General features: G+C 71.3%; 12 protein-coding genes. 6 read left to right on the top strand and 6 right to left on the bottom strand.

What is annotated here, in order from left to right:
* Positions 1-108: 108 nt before the first annotated feature.
* From ABGB06_RS03650 to ABGB06_RS03630, 5 genes are all read right to left on the bottom strand, one after another.
* A complete protein-coding gene (locus ABGB06_RS03650; RefSeq protein WP_347585183.1) occupies positions 109-1,209 on the bottom strand; it encodes an oligopeptide/dipeptide ABC transporter ATP-binding protein in 1,101 nt (366 codons plus the stop codon).
* On the bottom strand, positions 1,206-2,264 hold the full coding sequence (locus ABGB06_RS03645; RefSeq protein WP_347585182.1) for an ABC transporter ATP-binding protein: 1,059 nt from the start codon (positions 2,262-2,264) through the stop codon (positions 1,206-1,208). The genes ABGB06_RS03650 and ABGB06_RS03645 overlap by 4 nt, the downstream gene beginning before the upstream one ends.
* Positions 2,265-2,266: 2 nt before the next feature.
* Positions 2,267-3,244: an ABC transporter permease gene (locus ABGB06_RS03640; protein ID WP_347585181.1), complete on the bottom strand. Its 978-nt coding sequence runs from the start codon at positions 3,242-3,244 to the stop codon at positions 2,267-2,269.
* Positions 3,244-4,248 carry an ABC transporter permease gene (locus tag ABGB06_RS03635; protein WP_347585180.1) on the bottom strand — a complete coding sequence of 335 codons (1,005 nt, stop codon included), beginning with the start codon at positions 4,246-4,248 and terminating at the stop codon, positions 3,244-3,246. Before ABGB06_RS03635 ends, ABGB06_RS03640 begins: the two co-directional genes overlap by 1 nt.
* Positions 4,249-4,371: 123 nt before the next feature.
* Positions 4,372-6,045, bottom strand: coding sequence for an ABC transporter substrate-binding protein (locus ABGB06_RS03630; RefSeq protein WP_347585178.1), 1,674 nt, complete (start codon positions 6,043-6,045; stop codon positions 4,372-4,374).
* 389 nt (positions 6,046-6,434) lie between these two features.
* Here ABGB06_RS03630 and ABGB06_RS03625 point away from each other — a divergent pair, with 389 nt between their 5' ends.
* The 6 genes from ABGB06_RS03625 (at position 6,435) to glgB (ending at position 17,168) form a co-directional block, all read left to right on the top strand.
* The gene (locus tag ABGB06_RS03625) at positions 6,435-8,255 is read left to right on the top strand and encodes a rhamnogalacturonan lyase (RefSeq protein WP_347585455.1); all 1,821 of its coding nucleotides are present in this window, start codon (positions 6,435-6,437) and stop codon (positions 8,253-8,255) included.
* A gap of 91 nt (positions 8,256-8,346) precedes the next feature.
* Entirely contained in the window at positions 8,347-9,180 is an 834-nt protein-coding gene (locus ABGB06_RS03620) for a pectate lyase (protein ID WP_347585177.1), read from the top strand.
* 214 nt (positions 9,181-9,394) lie between these two features.
* Positions 9,395-11,440, top strand: a complete 2,046-nt coding sequence (locus ABGB06_RS03615) for an alpha-1,4-glucan--maltose-1-phosphate maltosyltransferase (RefSeq protein WP_347585176.1) — start codon at positions 9,395-9,397, stop codon at positions 11,438-11,440.
* Complete coding sequence (gene treS, locus ABGB06_RS03610; protein WP_347585175.1) at positions 11,427-13,130, top strand: maltose alpha-D-glucosyltransferase; 1,704 nt, start codon at positions 11,427-11,429, stop codon at positions 13,128-13,130. Before ABGB06_RS03615 ends, treS begins: the two co-directional genes overlap by 14 nt.
* A gap of 251 nt (positions 13,131-13,381) precedes the next feature.
* On the top strand, positions 13,382-14,914 hold the full coding sequence (locus ABGB06_RS03605) for a maltokinase (RefSeq protein WP_347585174.1): 1,533 nt from the start codon (positions 13,382-13,384) through the stop codon (positions 14,912-14,914).
* Positions 14,915-14,948: 34 nt separating this feature from the next.
* A complete protein-coding gene (glgB, locus tag ABGB06_RS03600) occupies positions 14,949-17,168 on the top strand; it encodes a 1,4-alpha-glucan branching enzyme (RefSeq protein ID WP_347585173.1) in 2,220 nt (739 codons plus the stop codon).
* 69 nt (positions 17,169-17,237) lie between these two features.
* Here glgB and ABGB06_RS03595 read toward each other — a convergent pair whose 3' ends face one another.
* Entirely contained in the window at positions 17,238-18,464 is a 1,227-nt protein-coding gene (locus ABGB06_RS03595) for an amidohydrolase (protein WP_347585172.1), read from the bottom strand.
* Positions 18,465-18,555 lie beyond the last annotated feature (91 nt).

Genomic DNA, 18,555 nt, shown 5'->3' with positions numbered 1-18,555 from the left:
GGTCGCGCCCGGCGGACGCCGGTCGCGGCCCCGGACGGCGGGTCACGGGTCGTGGGTCGCGGGTCGTGGGTCACGGGTCGTGACGGGTGGTGGGTCACGGGTGGTGGATCAGGGGGTGACCGGAACCTCCCGGTCCTTGTCCACCGTCCCGCCGTCCTCGCCCGAGCCGCCGGCCTCGGCCAGCAGCTGCGGGGCCAACTCGCTGGTCGGGCGGATCGTGCCGTCGGCGATCCCCTCCGCGTAGTGGCACGCCACCTTGTGACCGTCCGCCAACTCCCGCAGCGCCGGGCGCTCGGTGTCGCAACGCTCCTGCTGCCGCCACGGGCAGCGGGTGTGGAAGCGGCAGCCGGCCGGCGGGTTGGCCGGGGACGGCAGGTCGCCGGTGAGCAGGATCCGCTCCCGGTGGTCCTCGACCTCGGGGTCGGGCACCGGGACGGCCGACATCAGCGCCCTGGTGTACGGATGCCGCGGCGTCGCGTACAGCTCGTCGCTCGGCGCCTCCTCGACCAGCGAGCCGAGGTACATCACGCCGATGACGTCCGAGATGTGCCGCACCACGGCCAGGTCGTGGGCGATGACCAGGTAGGTCAGGCCCATCGAGTCCTGGAGCTCCTCCAGCAGGTTGAGCACCTGGGCCTGGATCGAGACGTCCAGGGCCGAGACCGGCTCGTCGCAGATGATCACGTCGGGTTCCAGCACCAGCGCGCGGGCGATGCCGATGCGCTGCCGCTGCCCGCCCGAGAACTCGTGCGGATAGCGGCTGAGCGCGTCCGTCGGCAGCCCCACCCGCTCCAGGATCTCCTTGATCTTCGCGCGGCGCTCGGCGCGGTCCGCGCCGATCCCGTGCGCGGCCATGCCCTCGGACAGGATGGACTCGATGTTCTGCCGCGGGTTCAGGCTGCCCAGCGGGTCCTGGAAGACCATCTGCAGCCGGCGGCGGGAGCGGCGCATCTGCTCGGGCGGCAGCCCGGCCAGGTCCGTGCCGTCGAAGACGACGTGGCCGCTGGTGATGTCCACCAGGCGCAGGACCGCCCGGCCGAGCGTGGTCTTGCCGCAGCCCGACTCGCCGACCAGGCCGTAGGTCTGGCCGGCTTCGACGGACAGCGAGACGCCGTCCACGGCGTAGACGTGGCCGACGGTGCGGTCGAAGACGATGCCGCGCTTGACGGGGAAGTGGACCTTCACCTCGTCCAGTTCCAGCAGGCTCATGCGGGGGCCTCCGTCTCCTGGTTCGCCTCGGGTGCGTCACCCGCGTCGTCGCCCGCGTCGTCCACCGGCAGCACCGGATTCACGCAGCGGACCCGGTGGTCGGGGTCCGGCAGCGCGGCCTGGCCCTCCAGCGGGGGCGTGCCCTGGAGGCACTCCATGGTGTAGAAGTCGCAGCGCGGCGCGAACGCGCAGCCGTCGGACCAGGCGATGGTGTCGTTGATGGAACCGCGCACCGGGTTCAGCCGCTCGCCCCGCGGCGCGTCCAGCCGGGGGATGGAGCCGAGCAACCCGTGCGCGTACGGATGCGCCGGGGTGGCGAACAGCGGTCGGCGCTCGGCCGCCTCCACCACCTTGCCGGCGTAGAGCACGTTGACCGAATCGCACAGTCCCGCGACCACGCCCAGATCGTGCGTGATCATCAGCAGTGCGGTGCCCTGCTGCTCGACCAGCTCCTTCAGGAGCTCCAGGATCTGCGCCTGGATCGTGACGTCGAGGGCGGTGGTCGGCTCGTCGGCGATCAGCAGGCGAGGCGCGCACGCCACCGCCATGGCGATCAGCGCGCGCTGGCGCATCCCGCCGGAGAGCTGGTGCGGGTACTCCCTCAGCCGGCGGGTCGGATCCGGGATGCCGACCCGGTCGAGCAGCGACGCGGCCTCCTTCCGGGCCGCCGAGCCGCGCATGCCGCGGTGCCGGCTGAGGATCTCGGTCACCTGGACGCCGATGGGGACCACCGGGTTCAGCGAGGACAGCGGGTCCTGGAAGATCATCGCCAACTGGGTGCCGCGCAGCCCGCGCATCGCGTTCCGGCTGAGCGTCAGCAGGTCGGTGCCGTCGTACTCGACCCGGCCGCCGACCCGTACGCCCTTTCTGGGCAGCAGGCCCATCAGCGCCAGGGAGGTGACGCTCTTGCCGCAGCCGGACTCGCCGACCAGGCCCACCACCTCCCCCTGGTCGACGGTGAAGGAGACGCCCTCCACGGCCGGCACCTCGCGGGTGCCGCGGCCTCCGCCACCGGTGAAGGTGACGGTCAGTTCGTCCACGGACAGCAAGGTCATGGTCATCGGCTCCGCAGTCGTGGGTCGAGCGCCTCGCGCATCGCCTCGCCCAGCAGGGTGAAGCCGAGCGCGGTGATGATGATGCCGAGGGCGGGATAGGCGGAGAGGAACGCCGCCTGCTCGAAGTCCTCCTGCGCCTGGGCCAGCATCACGCCCCATTCCGGCTGTGAGGCGTCCGGATTGCCCAGGCCCAGATAGGACAGGGCCGCAGCCTCGATGATGGCAGTGGCCAGCGCGAGCGTCGACTGGACGATGACCGGCCCCAACGAGTTGGGCAGCACGTGTGCGAGCACGATGCGCCGGCGGCGCACACCCAGCGACCGCGCGGCCAGCACGTAGTCGGAGTTGGCCTGGGCCAGCATGGAGCCGCGCAGCAGCCGGGCGAAGATCGGGATCTGCACCACGCCCACCGCGATCATGACCGTGGTGAGGCTCTGCCCCATCACGGCGGCGATGCTGACCGCGAGCAGCAGCGAGGGCAGGGCCAGGCTGATGTCGATGAAGCGCATCAGCACCGCGTCGACCCGCCGGCCGGCCGCCCCGCCGAAGGCCAGTGCGGCGCCGGACACGCCGCCGATCAGGGTGCCGACGGCGAACCCGAGCAGGGTGGCGACGATGCCGACCAGCAGGGTCTGCCGGGCGCCCTCCAGCATCCGGGAGAGCTCGTCCCGGCCCAGATGGTCGAGGCCCAGCAGGTTCTCGCCGCGCGGGCCGACGAACTCGCCCCGGTTGGGGAAGACCTCGTCGCGCCAGAGCTGGGCGGTGGGGTCGTGCGGGGCGACCCACGGGCCGACGACGGCCACCACGACGAAGACCGCGATGATGGCGCCGCCGATGAGGGCCATCTTGCTGTCGCGCAGGCGGCGCAGCGTCTCCACCCACAGGCTGGCGCCCGAGGCGCCCTCGCGGCGGGCGGTGAGTTCCGCGAGCCGGTCGATCTTGGCGGACTTCTTTTCGAGAAATCCGGTGTTGGCGGTCATCAGTTCACCCGCACCCTCGGGTCGATGATGCTGTAGGCGATGTCCACCAGCAGGTTGATCAGCACGTAGGTGATCGCGATGAACAGGATGAAGCCCATCAGCACCGGATAGTCACGGGCGTCGATGGCGCCTCTGATGAAGTCGCCGATGCCGCCGAACGCGAACACCGACTCGGTGAGCACGGCGCCGGACAGCAGGCTGCCGGTGAGCAGGCCGATGGTGGTGACGATCGGCAGCAGCGCGTTCCGCAGGACGTGCCGGAGGCGCACCACGCTCTGCTTCAACCCCTTGGCCTCGGCGGTGCGCACGTAGTCCTCGCCGAGCACCTCGAGCACGCTGGCCCGGGTCATCCGGACGATCACCGCGAGCGGGATCGACGCCAGCGCCACGCCGGGCAGCACCAGATGCTGGATGGCGTCCCAGGAGGCGTCGAACTCCCTGGTCAGCAGCCCGTCGAGCACGTAGAAGCCGGTGACCTCGGTGGCGTCGAGGCCGGTCGTCTGTCTGCCGAAGCTGGGCAACCAGCCGAGTTCGACGGCGAAGATCTGCTTGAGGATGAACGCCAGGAAGAAGACGGGGATGCAGATGCCCACCAGCGAGCCGGAGACCGCGGTCAGGTCCAGCCAGCTGCCGCGCCGGCGCGCGGCGAAGTAGCCGAGCGGGATGCCCACGGCGATGGCGATGAGCATCGCGGCGAGGGAGAGCTCGACGGTGGCGGGATAGCGCAGCGTGAACTCCTCCCATACCGGCTGGCCCGTCTGGGTGGAGACGCCCAGGTCGAGGGAGACCAGCTCGCGCACGTAGTTCACGTACTGCGTCCACAGCGGTTCGTCGAGCCCGAGCGCCGCCTCGATCTGTCGGCGGTCGGCGTCGGTGGCGTGCTCGCCGAGCATGGCGGCCACCGGGCCGCCGGGCAGCTGGTGCACCCAGAGGAAGAGAAGCACCGACAGGCCGACCAGCGTGGGTATCAGCTGCAACAGCCTGCGGATGATGAGACGCAACACCTTGGCGGGTCGCCCCTTTCTTGTCGTGCTCGCGGATCGCGTGAGCGTGGCGCGCCGGTCAGGAGTCCGCCCGGCCACGGGGTGCCGTGGCCGGGCGGACCTGGGGCCAGACTGCGCGGTGCCCTACTTGAAGGAGGTCTCCGCGAAGTTCTCCTGCGTGAGCGGGGAGACCGTCGGCGGGTTGACGTCCGCCGCGAAGGCGATGGACGGCGGGGAGCTGGACACCGGCACGCCGGGCAGCAGCTCCATGACCAGCTCGTTGACCTGCTCGTACAGGCCGACGCGGGTCTCCAGGTCGGGCTCCGTCTCCGCCTCGTGCATCAGGTCGAAGAGCTCCTGGTTCTCGAAGCCCCACTCCGCGGAGCGTTCGGCGAACCAGGTGCCGAGGAAGTTGTAACCGTCGTTGAAGTCGCCGGTCCACCCCATCAGGCGCAGGTCGCAACCGCCGTTCTCCACCGTGTCGAGGTAGTCGGGGTTCCACTTCATCGGCCGCGGCTCGACGGTGATGCCCACCTCCTCGAGGTCGGCCCGCATCAGCTCGAACATGTCGGCGGGGGCCGGCATGTACGGGCGGGTGACCTCGGTCGGGTAGCAGAAGTCCACCGACAGGTTCTCCTCGCCGGCGGCGGCGAGCAGGTCACGGGCCTCGCCCGGATCGTAGGCGTAGGTGGCGACGTCCTCGGAGTATCCGTCCACCGTGTCCGGCATGAACTGGGTGGCCACCACGCCGCCCTCCGGCAGCTGGGTGTTCACCAGCGTCTCCCGGTCCAGCGCGTGCGCGATGGCCTGGCGCACCTCGAGGCTCTCGAGCGCCGGATTGCGGTCCTGGGTCATGCCGAGGTAGAAGATGTTGAACACGTCGCGGACCGGCACCTGGAAGCCCTCGTCGAGCAGCGTCTGCACGTCGCCCGGCGCGACCAGGTCGTATCCGTCGATGTTCCCGGCCTGGAGAGCCTGCCGTCTGGCGTCCTCCTCGGAGATGGTGCGGAACACCAGCTCGCCCACGCCGGCCTTCTCACCCCAGTAGTCGTCGAAGCGCTCCAGGGTGACCTCGCCGTTCCCCTTGTTCCATCCGGTGATCTCGAACGGGCCGGTGCCGGCGACCGTGCCGGCCTCCTGGCTGTACTCGGGGTAGTTGATGTTCTCGCCGTCGTCCGTGGAGGCCGCCTGCTGCTCGTACGCCGCGATGGCGTCGGGCGAGTGGATGCCGAAGGCCTGGAGCGAGAATCCGCCGGGCAGGTTGGCGGAGGCGTGCTCCACCTCGATGACGGCGGTCAGCTCGTCGGGGGCCTCGCAGCCGACGTAGTTCGGCTCGGGGATGTCCTCGTTCTCGTTCTCGGCGAATCCGCCGAAGACCGTCTGCCAGTAATACGAGAGGGCGCTGTTCTGGTAGGTGCCGGTCCAGTTGTACCAGTGGTCGTAGTTCTGGCAGATGACCTCACCGGTCAGATCCGCGCCGTCGTGGAACTTCACGCCATCCCGCAGGTGGAATGTCCACTCGGTGCCGGCCTCGTTGCTCTCCCAGGACTCGGCGAGGCCACCGACCAGCTCGGTGCCGCCGGTCTCGTGCTCCAGCAGCGCCTCGAAGGCCTGACGGGTGACCCGGAAGGTCTCACCGTCGCTGGCCAGCGCGGGGTCCAGGGACGCGGGGTCGCCGGGGGCGCCGAACACGAAGGTGTCGGAGCCGTTCGAGGAGTCGTCGTCGTCGCGCTCGCTCTCGGCGCAACCGGTGACGACGACACCGATCGCTAGGACGGCGGCGAGCGTCCGCGCGGCCTTGGGTCTTGCTATGGACATCGTCCACCTCAGATGGTCGGCGGTGGTATGGCGTTTCGGTGAAGGCACATTACTGCGCGCGTAGATTGCTGTGAACCGCGGGCTGAACGGCGATACCGAGCTGAGACTCACGGCATGGCGCGGACGGTCGTGAGCGGCCCTCCGGATCGCGCGGGGAAACCGGACAAGACGTGTGGTACCAGGTCCACTCACGACGTTTCCCAGGAATCCCGCGAATACGCCCCGGGCCGCGGGCGCATTCGCGGAACCCGGCAACCCCACGCGCCCCCGGCGGCAACCTCCCCGTGACATTCCCCCCACGACCCCAGGAGGATCGCGTGCGATCCCTGCATCGTAAGAGAGACGTCAGGCGAGGGCGGGTGCTGCTGGCCGCCGGACTCGTCGGAGTCATGGCGACGGGCGGGCTGACCGCGCTGTCCCACGCCGCCGACGAGGGCGGCGCCGCCCCGGCGGCCGCGGCGGAGCAGGACGCCGGCGCCTACCAGATGGACGATCTCGGTCGCGGACTGGTGAGCGTGGGGTCCGCCGACGGCAACCTGGTGAGCTGGCGACTGCTGGCCACCGACCCGGACGACGTGGCCTTCAACGTCTACCGCGACGGCACGAGGATCAACGACGAGCCGCTCACCGGGGCCACCAACTTCCTGGACGAGGGCGCGCCCGCCGACGCGGAGTACACGGTCAGCAGCGTCGTGGACGGCGCCGAGACCATGGACGCCGCCACCGCCCTGTACCTGCCGAACGCCTCCACCGACATCCCGATCGACTCGCCCGGCGGTGACTACGTCGCCAACGACGCCTCCGTGGGGGACCTGAACGGGGACGGCGAGCTGGAGATCGTCCTCAAGTGGGACCCCACCAACGCCAAGGACAACTCGCAGTCCGGCGTCACCGGCAACGTATACATCGACGCCTACACGCTGACCGGCGACCAGCTGTGGCGCATCGATCTGGGCCGCAACATCAGGGCCGGGGCGCACTACACCCAGTTCCAGGTCTTCGACTACGACGGCGACGGCTCCGCCGAGGTCGCCATGAAGACCGCCGACGCCACCGTGGACGGTGCGGGCACCGTCATCGGCGACGCGAACGCCGACTACCGCAACGACGGCGGGTACATCCTGGACGGCCCCGAGTACCTCACCATCTTCGAGGGCGCGACGGGCGCGGCCATCGACACCGTCGACTACGTGCCGGGACGCGGCAACGTGGCCGACTGGGGCGACGACTACGGCAACCGCGTCGACCGTTTCCTGGCCGCCACCGCGTACCTGGACGGGTCGAGCCCGTCGCTGATCATGTGCCGCGGCTACTACACCCGCTCCGTCATCGCCGCCTGGGACTTCGACGGCAGCAACCTGACCCAGCGCTGGGTCTTCGACAGCGACGAGGCGGGCGGCCAGTACGCCGGCCAGGGCAACCACAACCTGTCGGTCGGCGACCTGGACGGCGACGGCCGCGACGAGATCGCGTACGGCTCGCTCGCCGTGGACGACGACGGCGGCGTGCTCTGGTCCACCGGCTACGGCCACGGCGACGCGCAGCACCTCGGCGACTTCGACCCGAACAACGAGGGCCTGGAGTTCTACAAGGTCGACGAGGACGGCAGCAAGCCAGGATCCTGGCTCGCCGACGCCGACACCGGCGACGTCCTGTGGGAGACCGAACCGGCCGGCGACAACGGCCGCGGCATGGCGGACGACATCTGGGCCGACAACCCGGGCGCGGAGTTCTGGTCGTCGGCGGACGGCGGCCTGCGCAACCTGGACGGCGACGAGGTCGGCGACAAGCCGTCGAGCATCAACTTCGCGGTGTGGTGGGACGGCGACCTGACCCGGGAGCTGCTGGACGACACGCACATCGACAAGTACACGGGCGACGGCGAGACCCGGCTGCTCACCGGCGAGGGCGTGGCGTCGAACAACGGCACCAAGGCCACCCCGGCGCTGTCCGCCGACATCCTCGGCGACTGGCGCGAGGAGGTCATCTGGCGCACCAGTGACAACAGCGCGCTGCGGATCTACTCGACCGACGACCCGACGGACACCTCGATCCCGGCGCTGATGCAGGACCGCCAGTACCGCACCTCCATCGCCTGGCAGAACACCGCCTACAACCAGCCGCCGCACCCGAGCTTCTACATCGGCCCCGACATGGCGCAGATCACGCCGTCGATGCTGAACGGCGTCCCGGCGGGCGCCGGCGAGTAGCCGACCAGACCTCCGCCGCGGCCACGGCCGCGGCGGGACAAGCCCCAGCGCACCACCCACACCCCCACACAGAGAACAGCAAGGAGAGACCATGGAATCCCCCCACCGCAAGACCCGAAGGCGGGGCCGGCTGCTGCTGGCCGCCGCGTTCGCCGGCGTCCTGACGGCAGGCGGTGTGACGGCGCTGGCCAACGCCGCCCCCGCCGACCAGCCGGCGGCCGCCTCCGAGGCGGCCCGGACGGGCAGCGTCGTCGAGATCCCCACCGCCACCGCCGACGAGGTGGTGGAGGAGACCATCGAGATCACCGAGGACTTCGACGGCGGCGGCACCCGCTACATCCCCGGTGACGGCCTCGGCGGCGGCGACCAGGGCGAGGACCAGGAAGCGGTCTTCGAGGTGAGCGACGGCGCCACGCTCAGCAACGTCATCATCGGCTCGCCGGGTGCCGACGGCATCCACTGCGAGGGTGACTGCACGCTGGAGAACGTGTACTGGGAGGACGTCGGCGAGGACGCCGCCACCTTCCGGAACGGCTCGACGTACAACGTCGTCGGCGGCGGCGCCGTCGGCGCGGAGGACAAGGTGCTGCAGTTCAACGGCGGTGGCACGCTGAACATCTCCGGCTTCGCGGCCGAGGACTTCGGCACCATGGTCCGCTCCTGCGGCAACTGCGACGAGATGCCGCAGCGGAACATCGTCCTGGACGGCGTCACGGTGACCGCCCCCGGCAACACCATCGCCGGGATCAACGAGAACTACGGCGACACGGCGACGTTCAACAACATCACCATCGTCGGGGACGACGAGATGACCGTGTGCCAGCGGTACATCGGCAACGACAGCGGTGACGAGCCGGAGGAGTCGGGCTCCGGCCCCGACGGCACCCACTGCCTGTACGACGAGTCGGACATCAGCTACCAGTAACCCGCGGAAGTCCGTAGATCGGTAAGCCGGCGTCGGCCCCCGCACCCGCCGGGGTGGGGGGGCCGACGCATGCCCGCCCGTCCCGTCCCGCGGCACACCGCACCCGCCCAGCCGAGTGAACGCGCCCCGGAGCGGCCCGACCCCCAACCCATCAGATACCAGACAAACAGTACAAAGGACACCCCTGCCCTCAACTCCCCCAGGTGATCCTCTTATGATCGGTCGCATCCCCGTCCTCGACGTCCAGCCACGCATCGACTGCGGCCGCCGCCCGGTCAAGGCGGTGCCCGGCGAGACATTCCAGGTCAGTGCCACCGTCTTCCGCGAGGGCGCCGAGGCGGTGGGCGCCAACGTGGTGCTGCGCGACGCGTCCGGGCGCAGCGCCCGCTGGCTGCCGATGCACGAGCTCTCTCCCGGCACCGACCGCTGGGGCGCCGACGTCACCCCCGACGCCGAGGGGCGCTGGAGCTACCACGTCGAGGCGTGGGCGGACCCGGTGCGGACCTGGCGCCGGAACGCCCGGATCAAGGTCGAGGCCGACACCGACGTCGAGCTGACCCTGATCGAGGGCGCCCGCCTGTTCGCCCGCGCCGCCGCCGAGGTGACGAAGGCGGAGGGCCGGCAGACGCTGCTGCGGGCCGCCGGGGCGCTGACCGACGAGGCGCTGCCGCCGGCCGACCGGCTGGCCGCCGCGCTGGCCCCCGAGGTGACCGCGATCCTCGCCCGGCATCCGCTGCGCGAACTCGTCACCTCCTCCCGGCCGCTGCCGCTCCTGGTGGAACGGGAACGCGCGCTGGTCGGCGCCTGGTACGAGATGTTCCCGCGCTCCGAGGGCGCCGTGCTCCACCCCGACGCGCCGCCCGTGTCCGGCACCCTGCGCACCGCCGCGGAACGGCTCCCGGGGATCGCCGCGATGGGCTTCGACGTCGTCTACCTGCCGCCGGTGCACCCCGTCGGCGACTCCTTCAGGAAGGGCCCCGGCGGTTCGCTCGCCGCGGGCCCCGACGACGTCGGCTGCCCGTGGGCCATCGGCTCGGCCGACGGCGGCCACGACGCGATCCACCCGGACCTGGGCACCCTGGAGGACTTCGACGCCTTCGTGGCGGCGGCCGGCGCCCACGGCCTGGAGGTCGCGCTGGACTTCGCACTCCAGTGCAGTCCCGACCATCCGTGGGTCAAGGAGCACCCCGAGTGGTTCCACAAGCGGGCCGACGGCTCCATCGCGTACGCCGAGAACCCACCCAAGAAGTACCAGGACATCTATCCGATCTCCTTCGAGAACGATTTCAACGGCCTGGTCGCCGAGACGTTGCGCCTGCTCCGTTTCTGGATGGCCCGCGGGGTCCGGGTGTTCCGCGTCGACAATCCGCACACCAAGCCGGTGGTGTTCTGGGAGAAGGTCATCGCCGAGATCAACCGCGCGGACCCGGACGTCGTGTTCCTCGCCGAGGCGTTCACCCGCCCGGCGATGATGCACACGCTGGCGCAGATCGGCTTCCAGCAGTCGTACACGTACTTCACCTGGCGCACGGGCAAGGACGAGCTCACCGAATATCTCACCGAGCTCAGCGGTCCGGCGGCGGCGTACATGCGTCCCAACCTCTTCGTGAACACTCCGGATATCCTGCACGCCTATCTGCAGGACGGGGGCCGCGCGGCATTCGAGATCCGCGCGGTGCTGGCCGCCACCCTCTCCCCGAGCTGGGGAATGTATGCCGGATACGAGCTGTGCGAATCCACCGCGGCCGAACCGGGCAGCGAGGAGTACGCCGACTCGGAGAAGTACCAGCTGCGCCCGCGCGACTGGGCCGCGGCCGAGCGCTCGGGCCGGAGCATCGTCCCGCTCGTCACCGCGCTGAACGACCTGCGTCGCCGGCACCCCGCCCTTCGCCGGCTGCGCAACCTGCGCTTCCACCGCACCAACAACGAGCACATCCTGGCGTACTCCAAGCGCGTTACGACACCTCAAGCCGACTGCGTTCTCATGGTTGTCAACATCGATCCGCACCACACCCACGAAGCCACGGTCTCGTTGAATCTGGCGGAACTCGAAGGGTGCGGCCTGTCCCCTGCTCAGGAAAGCGGCGCCGAGCCCTTCCCGGTGCGCGACGAGCTCACCGGCGAGACCTACTACTGGGGCAGGGACAACTATGTGCGGCTTGAGCCGGGCCGTGTGGACGCAGGTGCCCCCTCAGCGCACATCCTGGCCCTGCGACCGTCCTCACAGACCGGAGGGTCACCCAACGATGAGCGTCAATGAGCCGGTCCCCGACAAGTTCGAGGACACGCCTGCCCGCGAGCGAGATCCCGAGTGGTTCAAGCGCGCGGTGTTCTACGAGGTCCTGGTCCGCTCCTTCCAGGACAGCAACGGCGACGGAATCGGGGATCTGAAAGGGCTCACCGCCAAGCTTGACTATCTGCAGTGGCTCGGCATCGACTGCCTGTGGCTGCCGCCGTTCTTCAAGTCGCCGCTGCGAGACGGCGGCTACGACGTGTCGGACTACGTCGACGTCATGCCCGAGGTCGGCGACCTCGCGGACTTCGTGGAGTTCGTGGACGCCGCGCACCAGCGCGGCATGCGGGTCATCATCGACTTCGTCATGAACCACACCAGCGACCAGCACCGGTGGTTCCAGGAGTCGCGCCGGGACCCGGAGGGCCCCTACGGCGACTACTACGTCTGGGCCGACGACGACAAGCAGTTCGCGGACGCGCGAGTGATCTTCGTCGACACGGAGGCCTCCAACTGGGCCTTCGACCCGGTCCGCCGGCAGTACTACTTCCATCGGTTCTTCTCGCACCAGCCGGACCTGAACTACCAGAACCCGACCGTCCAGGAGGAGATCCTCTCGGCCCTGCGCTTCTGGCTGGACCTCGGCATCGACGGCTTCCGGCTGGACGCCGTCCCGTACCTGTACGCCGAGGAGGGCACCAGCTGCGAAAACCTTCCTGCGTCGCACGCCTTCCTGCGCCGGGTGCGCGCCGAGATCGACGCGCACTACCCCGACACCGTGCTGCTCGCCGAGGCCAACCAGTGGCCCGAGGACGTCGTCGACTACTTCGGCAGCTTCGAAAGCGGCGGCGACGAGTGCCACATGGCGTTCCACTTCCCGGTGATGCCCCGCATCTTCATGGCGGTGCGCCGCGAGTCCCGCTACCCGGTCTCGGAGATCCTGGCCAAGACCCCGGCCATCCCCTCCGGCTGCCAGTGGGGCGTCTTCCTGCGCAACCACGACGAGCTGACCCTGGAGATGGTCACCGACGAGGAGCGCGACTACATGTACGCGGAGTACGCCAAGGACCCCCGGATGCGCGCCAACATCGGCATCCGGCGCCGGCTGGCCCCGCTGCTGGACAACGACCGCAACCAGATCGAGCTCTTCACCGCGCTGCTGCTGTCGCTGCCGGGATCGCCGATCCTGTACTACGGCGACGAGATCGGCATGGGGGACAACATCTGGCTCGGCGACCGGGACGCGGTGCGCACCCCGATGCAGTGGGCGCCCGACCGCAACGCCGGCTTCTCCACCTGCGACCCGGGGCGGCTGTTCCTGCCGACCATCATGGACCCGATCTACGGGTACCAGGTCACCAACGTCGAGGCGGCGATGAGCTCGCCGTCCTCGCTGCTGCACTGGACCAAACGGATGGTGGAGATCCGCAAGCAGAACCGCGCGTTCGGCCTCGGCAGCTACGCCGAGCTGCCCTCCTCCAACCCGGCGGTCCTCGCCTTCCTCCGCGAACACGACGACGACCTCGTCATGTGCGTGCACAACTTCTCCCGCTTCTCCCAGCCGACCGAGCTGGACCTGCGGGCCTGGGCCGGCCGCATCCCCGTCGAGCTGATCGGCGGCGTGCGCTTCCCGCCCGTCAGCGAACCGCCGTACCTGCTCACACTCGCGGGACACGGCTTCTACTGGTTCCGGCTGTGCAGGGCTCCCGAGAGCTAGGCCGCCGGCGCGGCGCACCGGCGAGACGGCGCGCCTGACACAGGGAAGGGCTTGCCCCAGATCACGGGGTGAGCGGGGTAAGCCTCTCCCTTCGCTCCGACCGGACGCAGCGCTGCCCAAAGCCCTCCATCTGCGTGACTGGCCTCACCCGCACGGTCGTTCCTTCACGACACGTCCCGCGCCGCCGGACAAGCGTCGCCACCATCCGGAACACTTCGTCACATAATTCGTGTGCCCGGGGAAAGGACGCCATGCCGGACAGCTCCTCGCCCCGTACCGCCCCCGCGCCATCCGCGCGGCACCCGGCCGCCCCGCATGCCGGGTCCCTGCTCCCCTCCCTCACCGGGCTGCTCGCCCGTTGGCTGCCGCAGCAGCGCTGGTTCGCCGGCAAGGGGCGCCCGCTCGGCGGGCTCGCCCTGGTCGCCGCCACCGAGCTGCTGCCGTGCGCCGGGAGCGGCCAGGTCCCCGGCCTGCTGCACCTGCTGGTCCGCACCCGGCCGACCGGGTACGCCCGCCGGCCCGCCGCCGAACGCGACGCCGAAGGCGCGAGCCACCACGCGCCCGGCCGGGACGCTCCGCAGGGGTCGCCCGCCGGCGGCGACTGCTACCAGCTGCTGCTGGGCGTCCGCCCGGTGCTGCCGCCGGTGCTCGCCCCGGCGCTCGTCGGCCGACCGACCGACGGACCACTGCGCGGGCGCGCCGTGTACGACGCGCTGCACGACCCGCGCCTGTCCGGCCTGCTGCTGGAGCGGCTGCGCGCCCCCGGCCGGCTCGGCGCGCTCCGCTTCGGCCGCGCCCCGGGCACCGCGATCCCCTCCGCGCTGTCGCCCCGGGTGCTGACCGGCGAGCAGACCAACTCCTCCGTGGTCTACGGCGACAGCCACATCCTCAAGCTGTTCCGCCGGGTCAGCCCTGGCATCAACCCCGATCTGGAGCTGCCCCGCGCCCTGGCCGAGGCCGGCTGCACCCGGGTGCCCGCGCCCTCCGCCTGGTTCGAGGCCGCGCTCTTCCCCGACCGGCCGCCGGCCGCCGAACCCCTGACCCTCGGCGTGCTCCAGCCCTATCTGGCCGGCTCCCGGGACGGCTGGCAACTGGCGCTGCAGTCGCTCAGCCGGCGCGTCGACTTCAGCCCGGCCGCCCGCTCCCTGGGCCGGGCCACCGCCGAGGTGCACACCGCCCTGGCCACGGCGCTGCCCACGTCCGAGCTGCGCCGGGCCCAGCTGGAGCAGGCCGCCGTCGCCATGACCGAGCGGCTCGCCGAGGCCGCCGCCGCCGTCCCGGAGCTGCGCCCGTACCGCGTCGGGCTGCGCCGCGCCTACGAGGAACTCGCCGACTTCGCCAGGCGCGGCGGCGGCTGCGTGGTCCAGCGGCTGCACGGCGATCTGCACCTGGGCCAGGTGCTGCGCACCCCCGACCCGACCGGCCGGGGCAGCCGCTGGTCGCTCATCGACTTCGAGGGCGAGCCGGCCCGGCCGCTCACCGACCGACGCAGACTCGGCCCTCCGGTCCGCGACATCGCCGGCATGCTCCGCTCCTTCGACTACGCCGCCTGCCAGCACCGGACCGGTGGCGCCTGGGCGGACGAGTGGTCCCGGGCCAGCCGCACCGCCTTCTGCCGGGGCTACGCCGAGGCCTCGGGCGCGGACCCGATGGCCCAGCGGGAGCTGCTGCGCGCCTACGAGACCGACAAGGCCGTCTACGAGGTGCTGTACGAGGCGCGGCACCGTCCGGCCTGGTTGCACGTGCCGATGGCCGCCGTCCGCCGGCTGGCGGCCGCGGACTGACCCCGTCGTGACCCACCCGCTGAGAGGAACGCCCGTGTCCGTGCCCGTGCCTGGTCTGGACCCCGGGGAGCGCGCCCGCCTGCTGGCGGGGGCCCACCACGACCCGCACGCCCTGCTCGGCGCCCACCGCCTCCCGGACGGCGTGCTGTTCCGCTGCCTGCGCCCGCTCGCGCGCCGGGTCGAGGTCCTCGTGTCGGGCGCGGAGCAGGCGGCGGGCGGCGCCGGGGGCGAGCTGCGCGCCGAGTTGGTCTCCGAGGGCGACGGCCTGTTCGCGGCGGTGCTGCCGCTACCCGCGGTGCCGGAGCGCTACCGACTGGCGGTGACGTACGCGGCCGACGGGCCCGAACCGCCGGCGCCCGACGCGTACGCCTTCCTGCCGGCCCTCGGCGATCTCGACCTGCACCTGATCTCCGAGGGCCGGCACGAGTGCCTGTGGGAGGCGCTGGGCGCGCGCCCCCTGGAGCACCAGGGCGAGCGCGGCACGCGCTTCACGGTGTGGGCACCGAACGCGCGCGGCGTCCGGGTGGCCGGCGACTTCAACGCCTGGGACGGCACGGGGTTCCCGATGCGCTCGCTGGGCGCCAGCGGCGTCTGGGAGCTGTTCGTGCCGGGCGTCGGCCCCGGCACCCGCTACAAGTTCGACGTCTGCCGCCCGGACGGCGGCCACACGCTGCGCGCCGACCCGCTGGCCCGCCGCACCGAATGCCCGCCCGCCACCGCCTCGGTGGTCTGGGAGAGCCGGCACGTCTGGGACGACGCCGAGTGGCTCGACCGCCGCGCCCGGCGCCCGGCGCACGCCGCCCCGCTCTCCGTCTACGAGCTGCACCTCGGCTCCTGGCGCCCCGGCCTCGGCTACCGGGAGCTGGCGGAGCAGCTCCCGGCGTACGTCCACGACCTCGGCTTCACGCACGTCGAGCTGATGCCGCCGGCTGAGCACCCGTTCGGCGGCTCCTGGGGCTACCAGGTCACCGGCTACTACGCGCCGACCGCCCGGCTGGGCACGCCCGACGACTTCAAGCACCTCGTCGACGCCCTGCACCGGGCCGGCATCGGGGTGCTGATCGACTGGGTGCCCGCGCACTTCCCCAAGGACGACTGGGCGCTGGCCCGTTTCGACGGCACGCCGTGCTACGAGCACCCCGACCCGCTGCGCGCCGAACATCCGGACTGGGGCACCCTGGAGTTCGACTACGGCCGCCCCGAGGTGCGCAACTTCCTGGTCGCCAACGCGGTCTTCTGGTGCGAGGAGTACCACGTCGACGGGCTGCGGGTGGACGCCGTGGCGTCCATGCTCTACCTCGACTACTCGCGCGCCGACGGCCAGTGGACCCCCAACGCCGACGGCGGCCGGGAGAACCGGGACGCGGTGGCGTTCCTGCAGGAGACCAACGCCACGGTCTACCGCCGCTGCCCCGGCGTGCTGACCGTCGCGGAGGAGTCCACCGCCTGGGACGGCGTGACCCGGCCCACCCATCTGGGCGGTCTCGGCTTCGGCTTCAAGTGGAACATGGGCTGGATGCACGACTCGTTGGTCTACCTGGCCAGGGACCCGGTGCACCGGGCCTGGCACCACGACGAGATCACCTTCTCCATGGTCTACGCCTACTCGGAGAACTACGTCCTGCCCATCTCGCACGACGAGGTGGTGCACGGCAAGCGGGCGCTGGTCTCCAAGATGCCCGGCGACTGGTGGCAGCGCCGGGCCAACCACCGCGCGTACCTCGGCTTCATGTGGTCCCATCCCGGTAAGCAACTGCTCTTCATGGGCCAGGAGTTCGCCCAGGGGGCGGAATGGTCGGAGACCGAGGGCCCGCAGTGGTGGGTGCTCGACCCGGGCTACGTCGCGGCGGGCGACCACCGCGGCGTCCAGGACCTGGTCCGCGACCTGAACGCCCGTTACGTCGCCACCCCCGCCCTGTGGGAGCGGGACACCGACCCCGAGGGCTTCTCCTGGATCGCCGCCGACGCGGCGGAGGACAACGTGCTCGCCTTCCTCCGGTACGCCGCCGACGGCTCCCCGCTGCTCGCGATCACCAGCTTCTCCCCCGTGGTCCGCCACGGGTACCGGCTCGGCGTCCCGGTACACGTGCCGGCCTGGACCGAGGTGCTGAACACCGACGACCCGCGCTACGGCGGCAGCGGTGTCGGCAACGCCGACGGGCTGAAGGCCGAGTCGATCCCCGCGCACGGCCGGGACGCCAGCATCGCCCCGACGCTCCCCCCGCTCGCCACCCTCTGGTTCCGCCCGGCGTGAGCCGGAGCGCGGTCCGGGGCCGTCCGACGTCGCCGGACGGCCCGGAACCATCAGGAACGGCCCGGCCGGTCAGGACGCGGGCCGCTCCTCCCGGTAGTACGGGTCGACGACCCGGCCGCGGCGCGCCGCCTCGTCGTACGCGTAGACCTCGCGGCCCTCGACGAAGACGGTGAGCGCCCGGCTCATCACGTCCAGCGGGTCTCCCGACCAGATCACGACGTCGCCGTCGAGGCCGGGGCGGAGCGCCCCGACCCGGTCGTCGAGGCCCATGATGCTGGCCGGGTTGGTGGTGATGGTGCGCAGCCCAGCCGCCCGGTCCAGGCCCTCCTTGACGCTGAGGGTGACCTGGTGGACCAGGAAGTTGATCGGAATGACCGGGTGGTCGGTGGTGATCGCCACCGTGACGCCGGCGCGGTCGAGGATGCCGGGGTTCTCCAGCGTGCGCTGCCGCACCTCGACCTTGCTGCGCGTCGTGAAGAGCGGCCCGCTGATCACCGGCACGCCGCGGCGGGCGATCTCGTCGGCCAGCAGATGCGCCTCGGTGCCGTGGTTGATGATCACCCGGTAGCCGAACTCGTCGGCGAGCCGCAGCGCGGTGGCGATGTCGTCGGCCCGGTGCGTGTGCTGGCACCACGGCAGCTCGCCGTCCAGCACCCGGACCAGCACCTCCAGGCTCGGATCGTGCTCGAACGGCTTGCCCTCGTCGGCGGCGTGCTGGCGCTTGGCCCGGTAGTCCCGGGCCCGGGTGAACGCGTCCCTGATCACCGCGGCGACGCCCTGCCGGGTGGAGGGCAGCTGCTTCTTGTCGCCGTAGACCCGCTTGGGGTTCTCGCCGAGGGCGCTCTTGACGCTCACCGGCTGCCGGATCAGCATCTCGTCGACGCTGCGGCCCCAGCACTTCACCGCGACCGTCTGGCCGCCTATCGGGTTGCCCGAGCCCGGCTTGATGACGGCGCTGGTCACGCCGCCGGCGAGGGCGTCGGCGAAGCCGGTGTCCGCGGGGTTGATGGCGTCCAGGGCCCGCATCCGAGCGCCGTTGGGATCCGTCATCTCGTTGGTGTCCTGGCCGGCCCAGCCCTCGGCCTCCTCGTGCACGCCGATGTGCCCGTGCGCCTCGACGAAGCCGGGCAGCACCCAGCGGCCGGTCGCGTCGACGGTGCGGACCCCGTCGGGGACGGTGACCTCGGCGTCAGGCCCGACGGCGGCGATCTTGCCGTCGACGACGAGCACGGTGCCGGACTCGATGGGCTCCCCGTCGACGGGGACGACATAACCGGATCTGATCGCGATGTCCATGGCCGATGAACTTATCCCATGACCCCGGGCGGCCGGGGTCCCACCAGGAGCGAACGCCGGTACCGACGGACCGTCCGGTCTGCCTACCCTG

The sequence above is a fragment of the Streptomyces sp. B6B3 genome (assembly GCF_039871525.1).
Classification (GTDB): Bacteria; Actinomycetota; Actinomycetes; order Streptomycetales; family Streptomycetaceae; genus Streptomyces.
The sequence above is the reverse complement of the archived record's forward strand: the minus strand, read 5'-3'. Positions and strand labels throughout refer to the sequence as shown.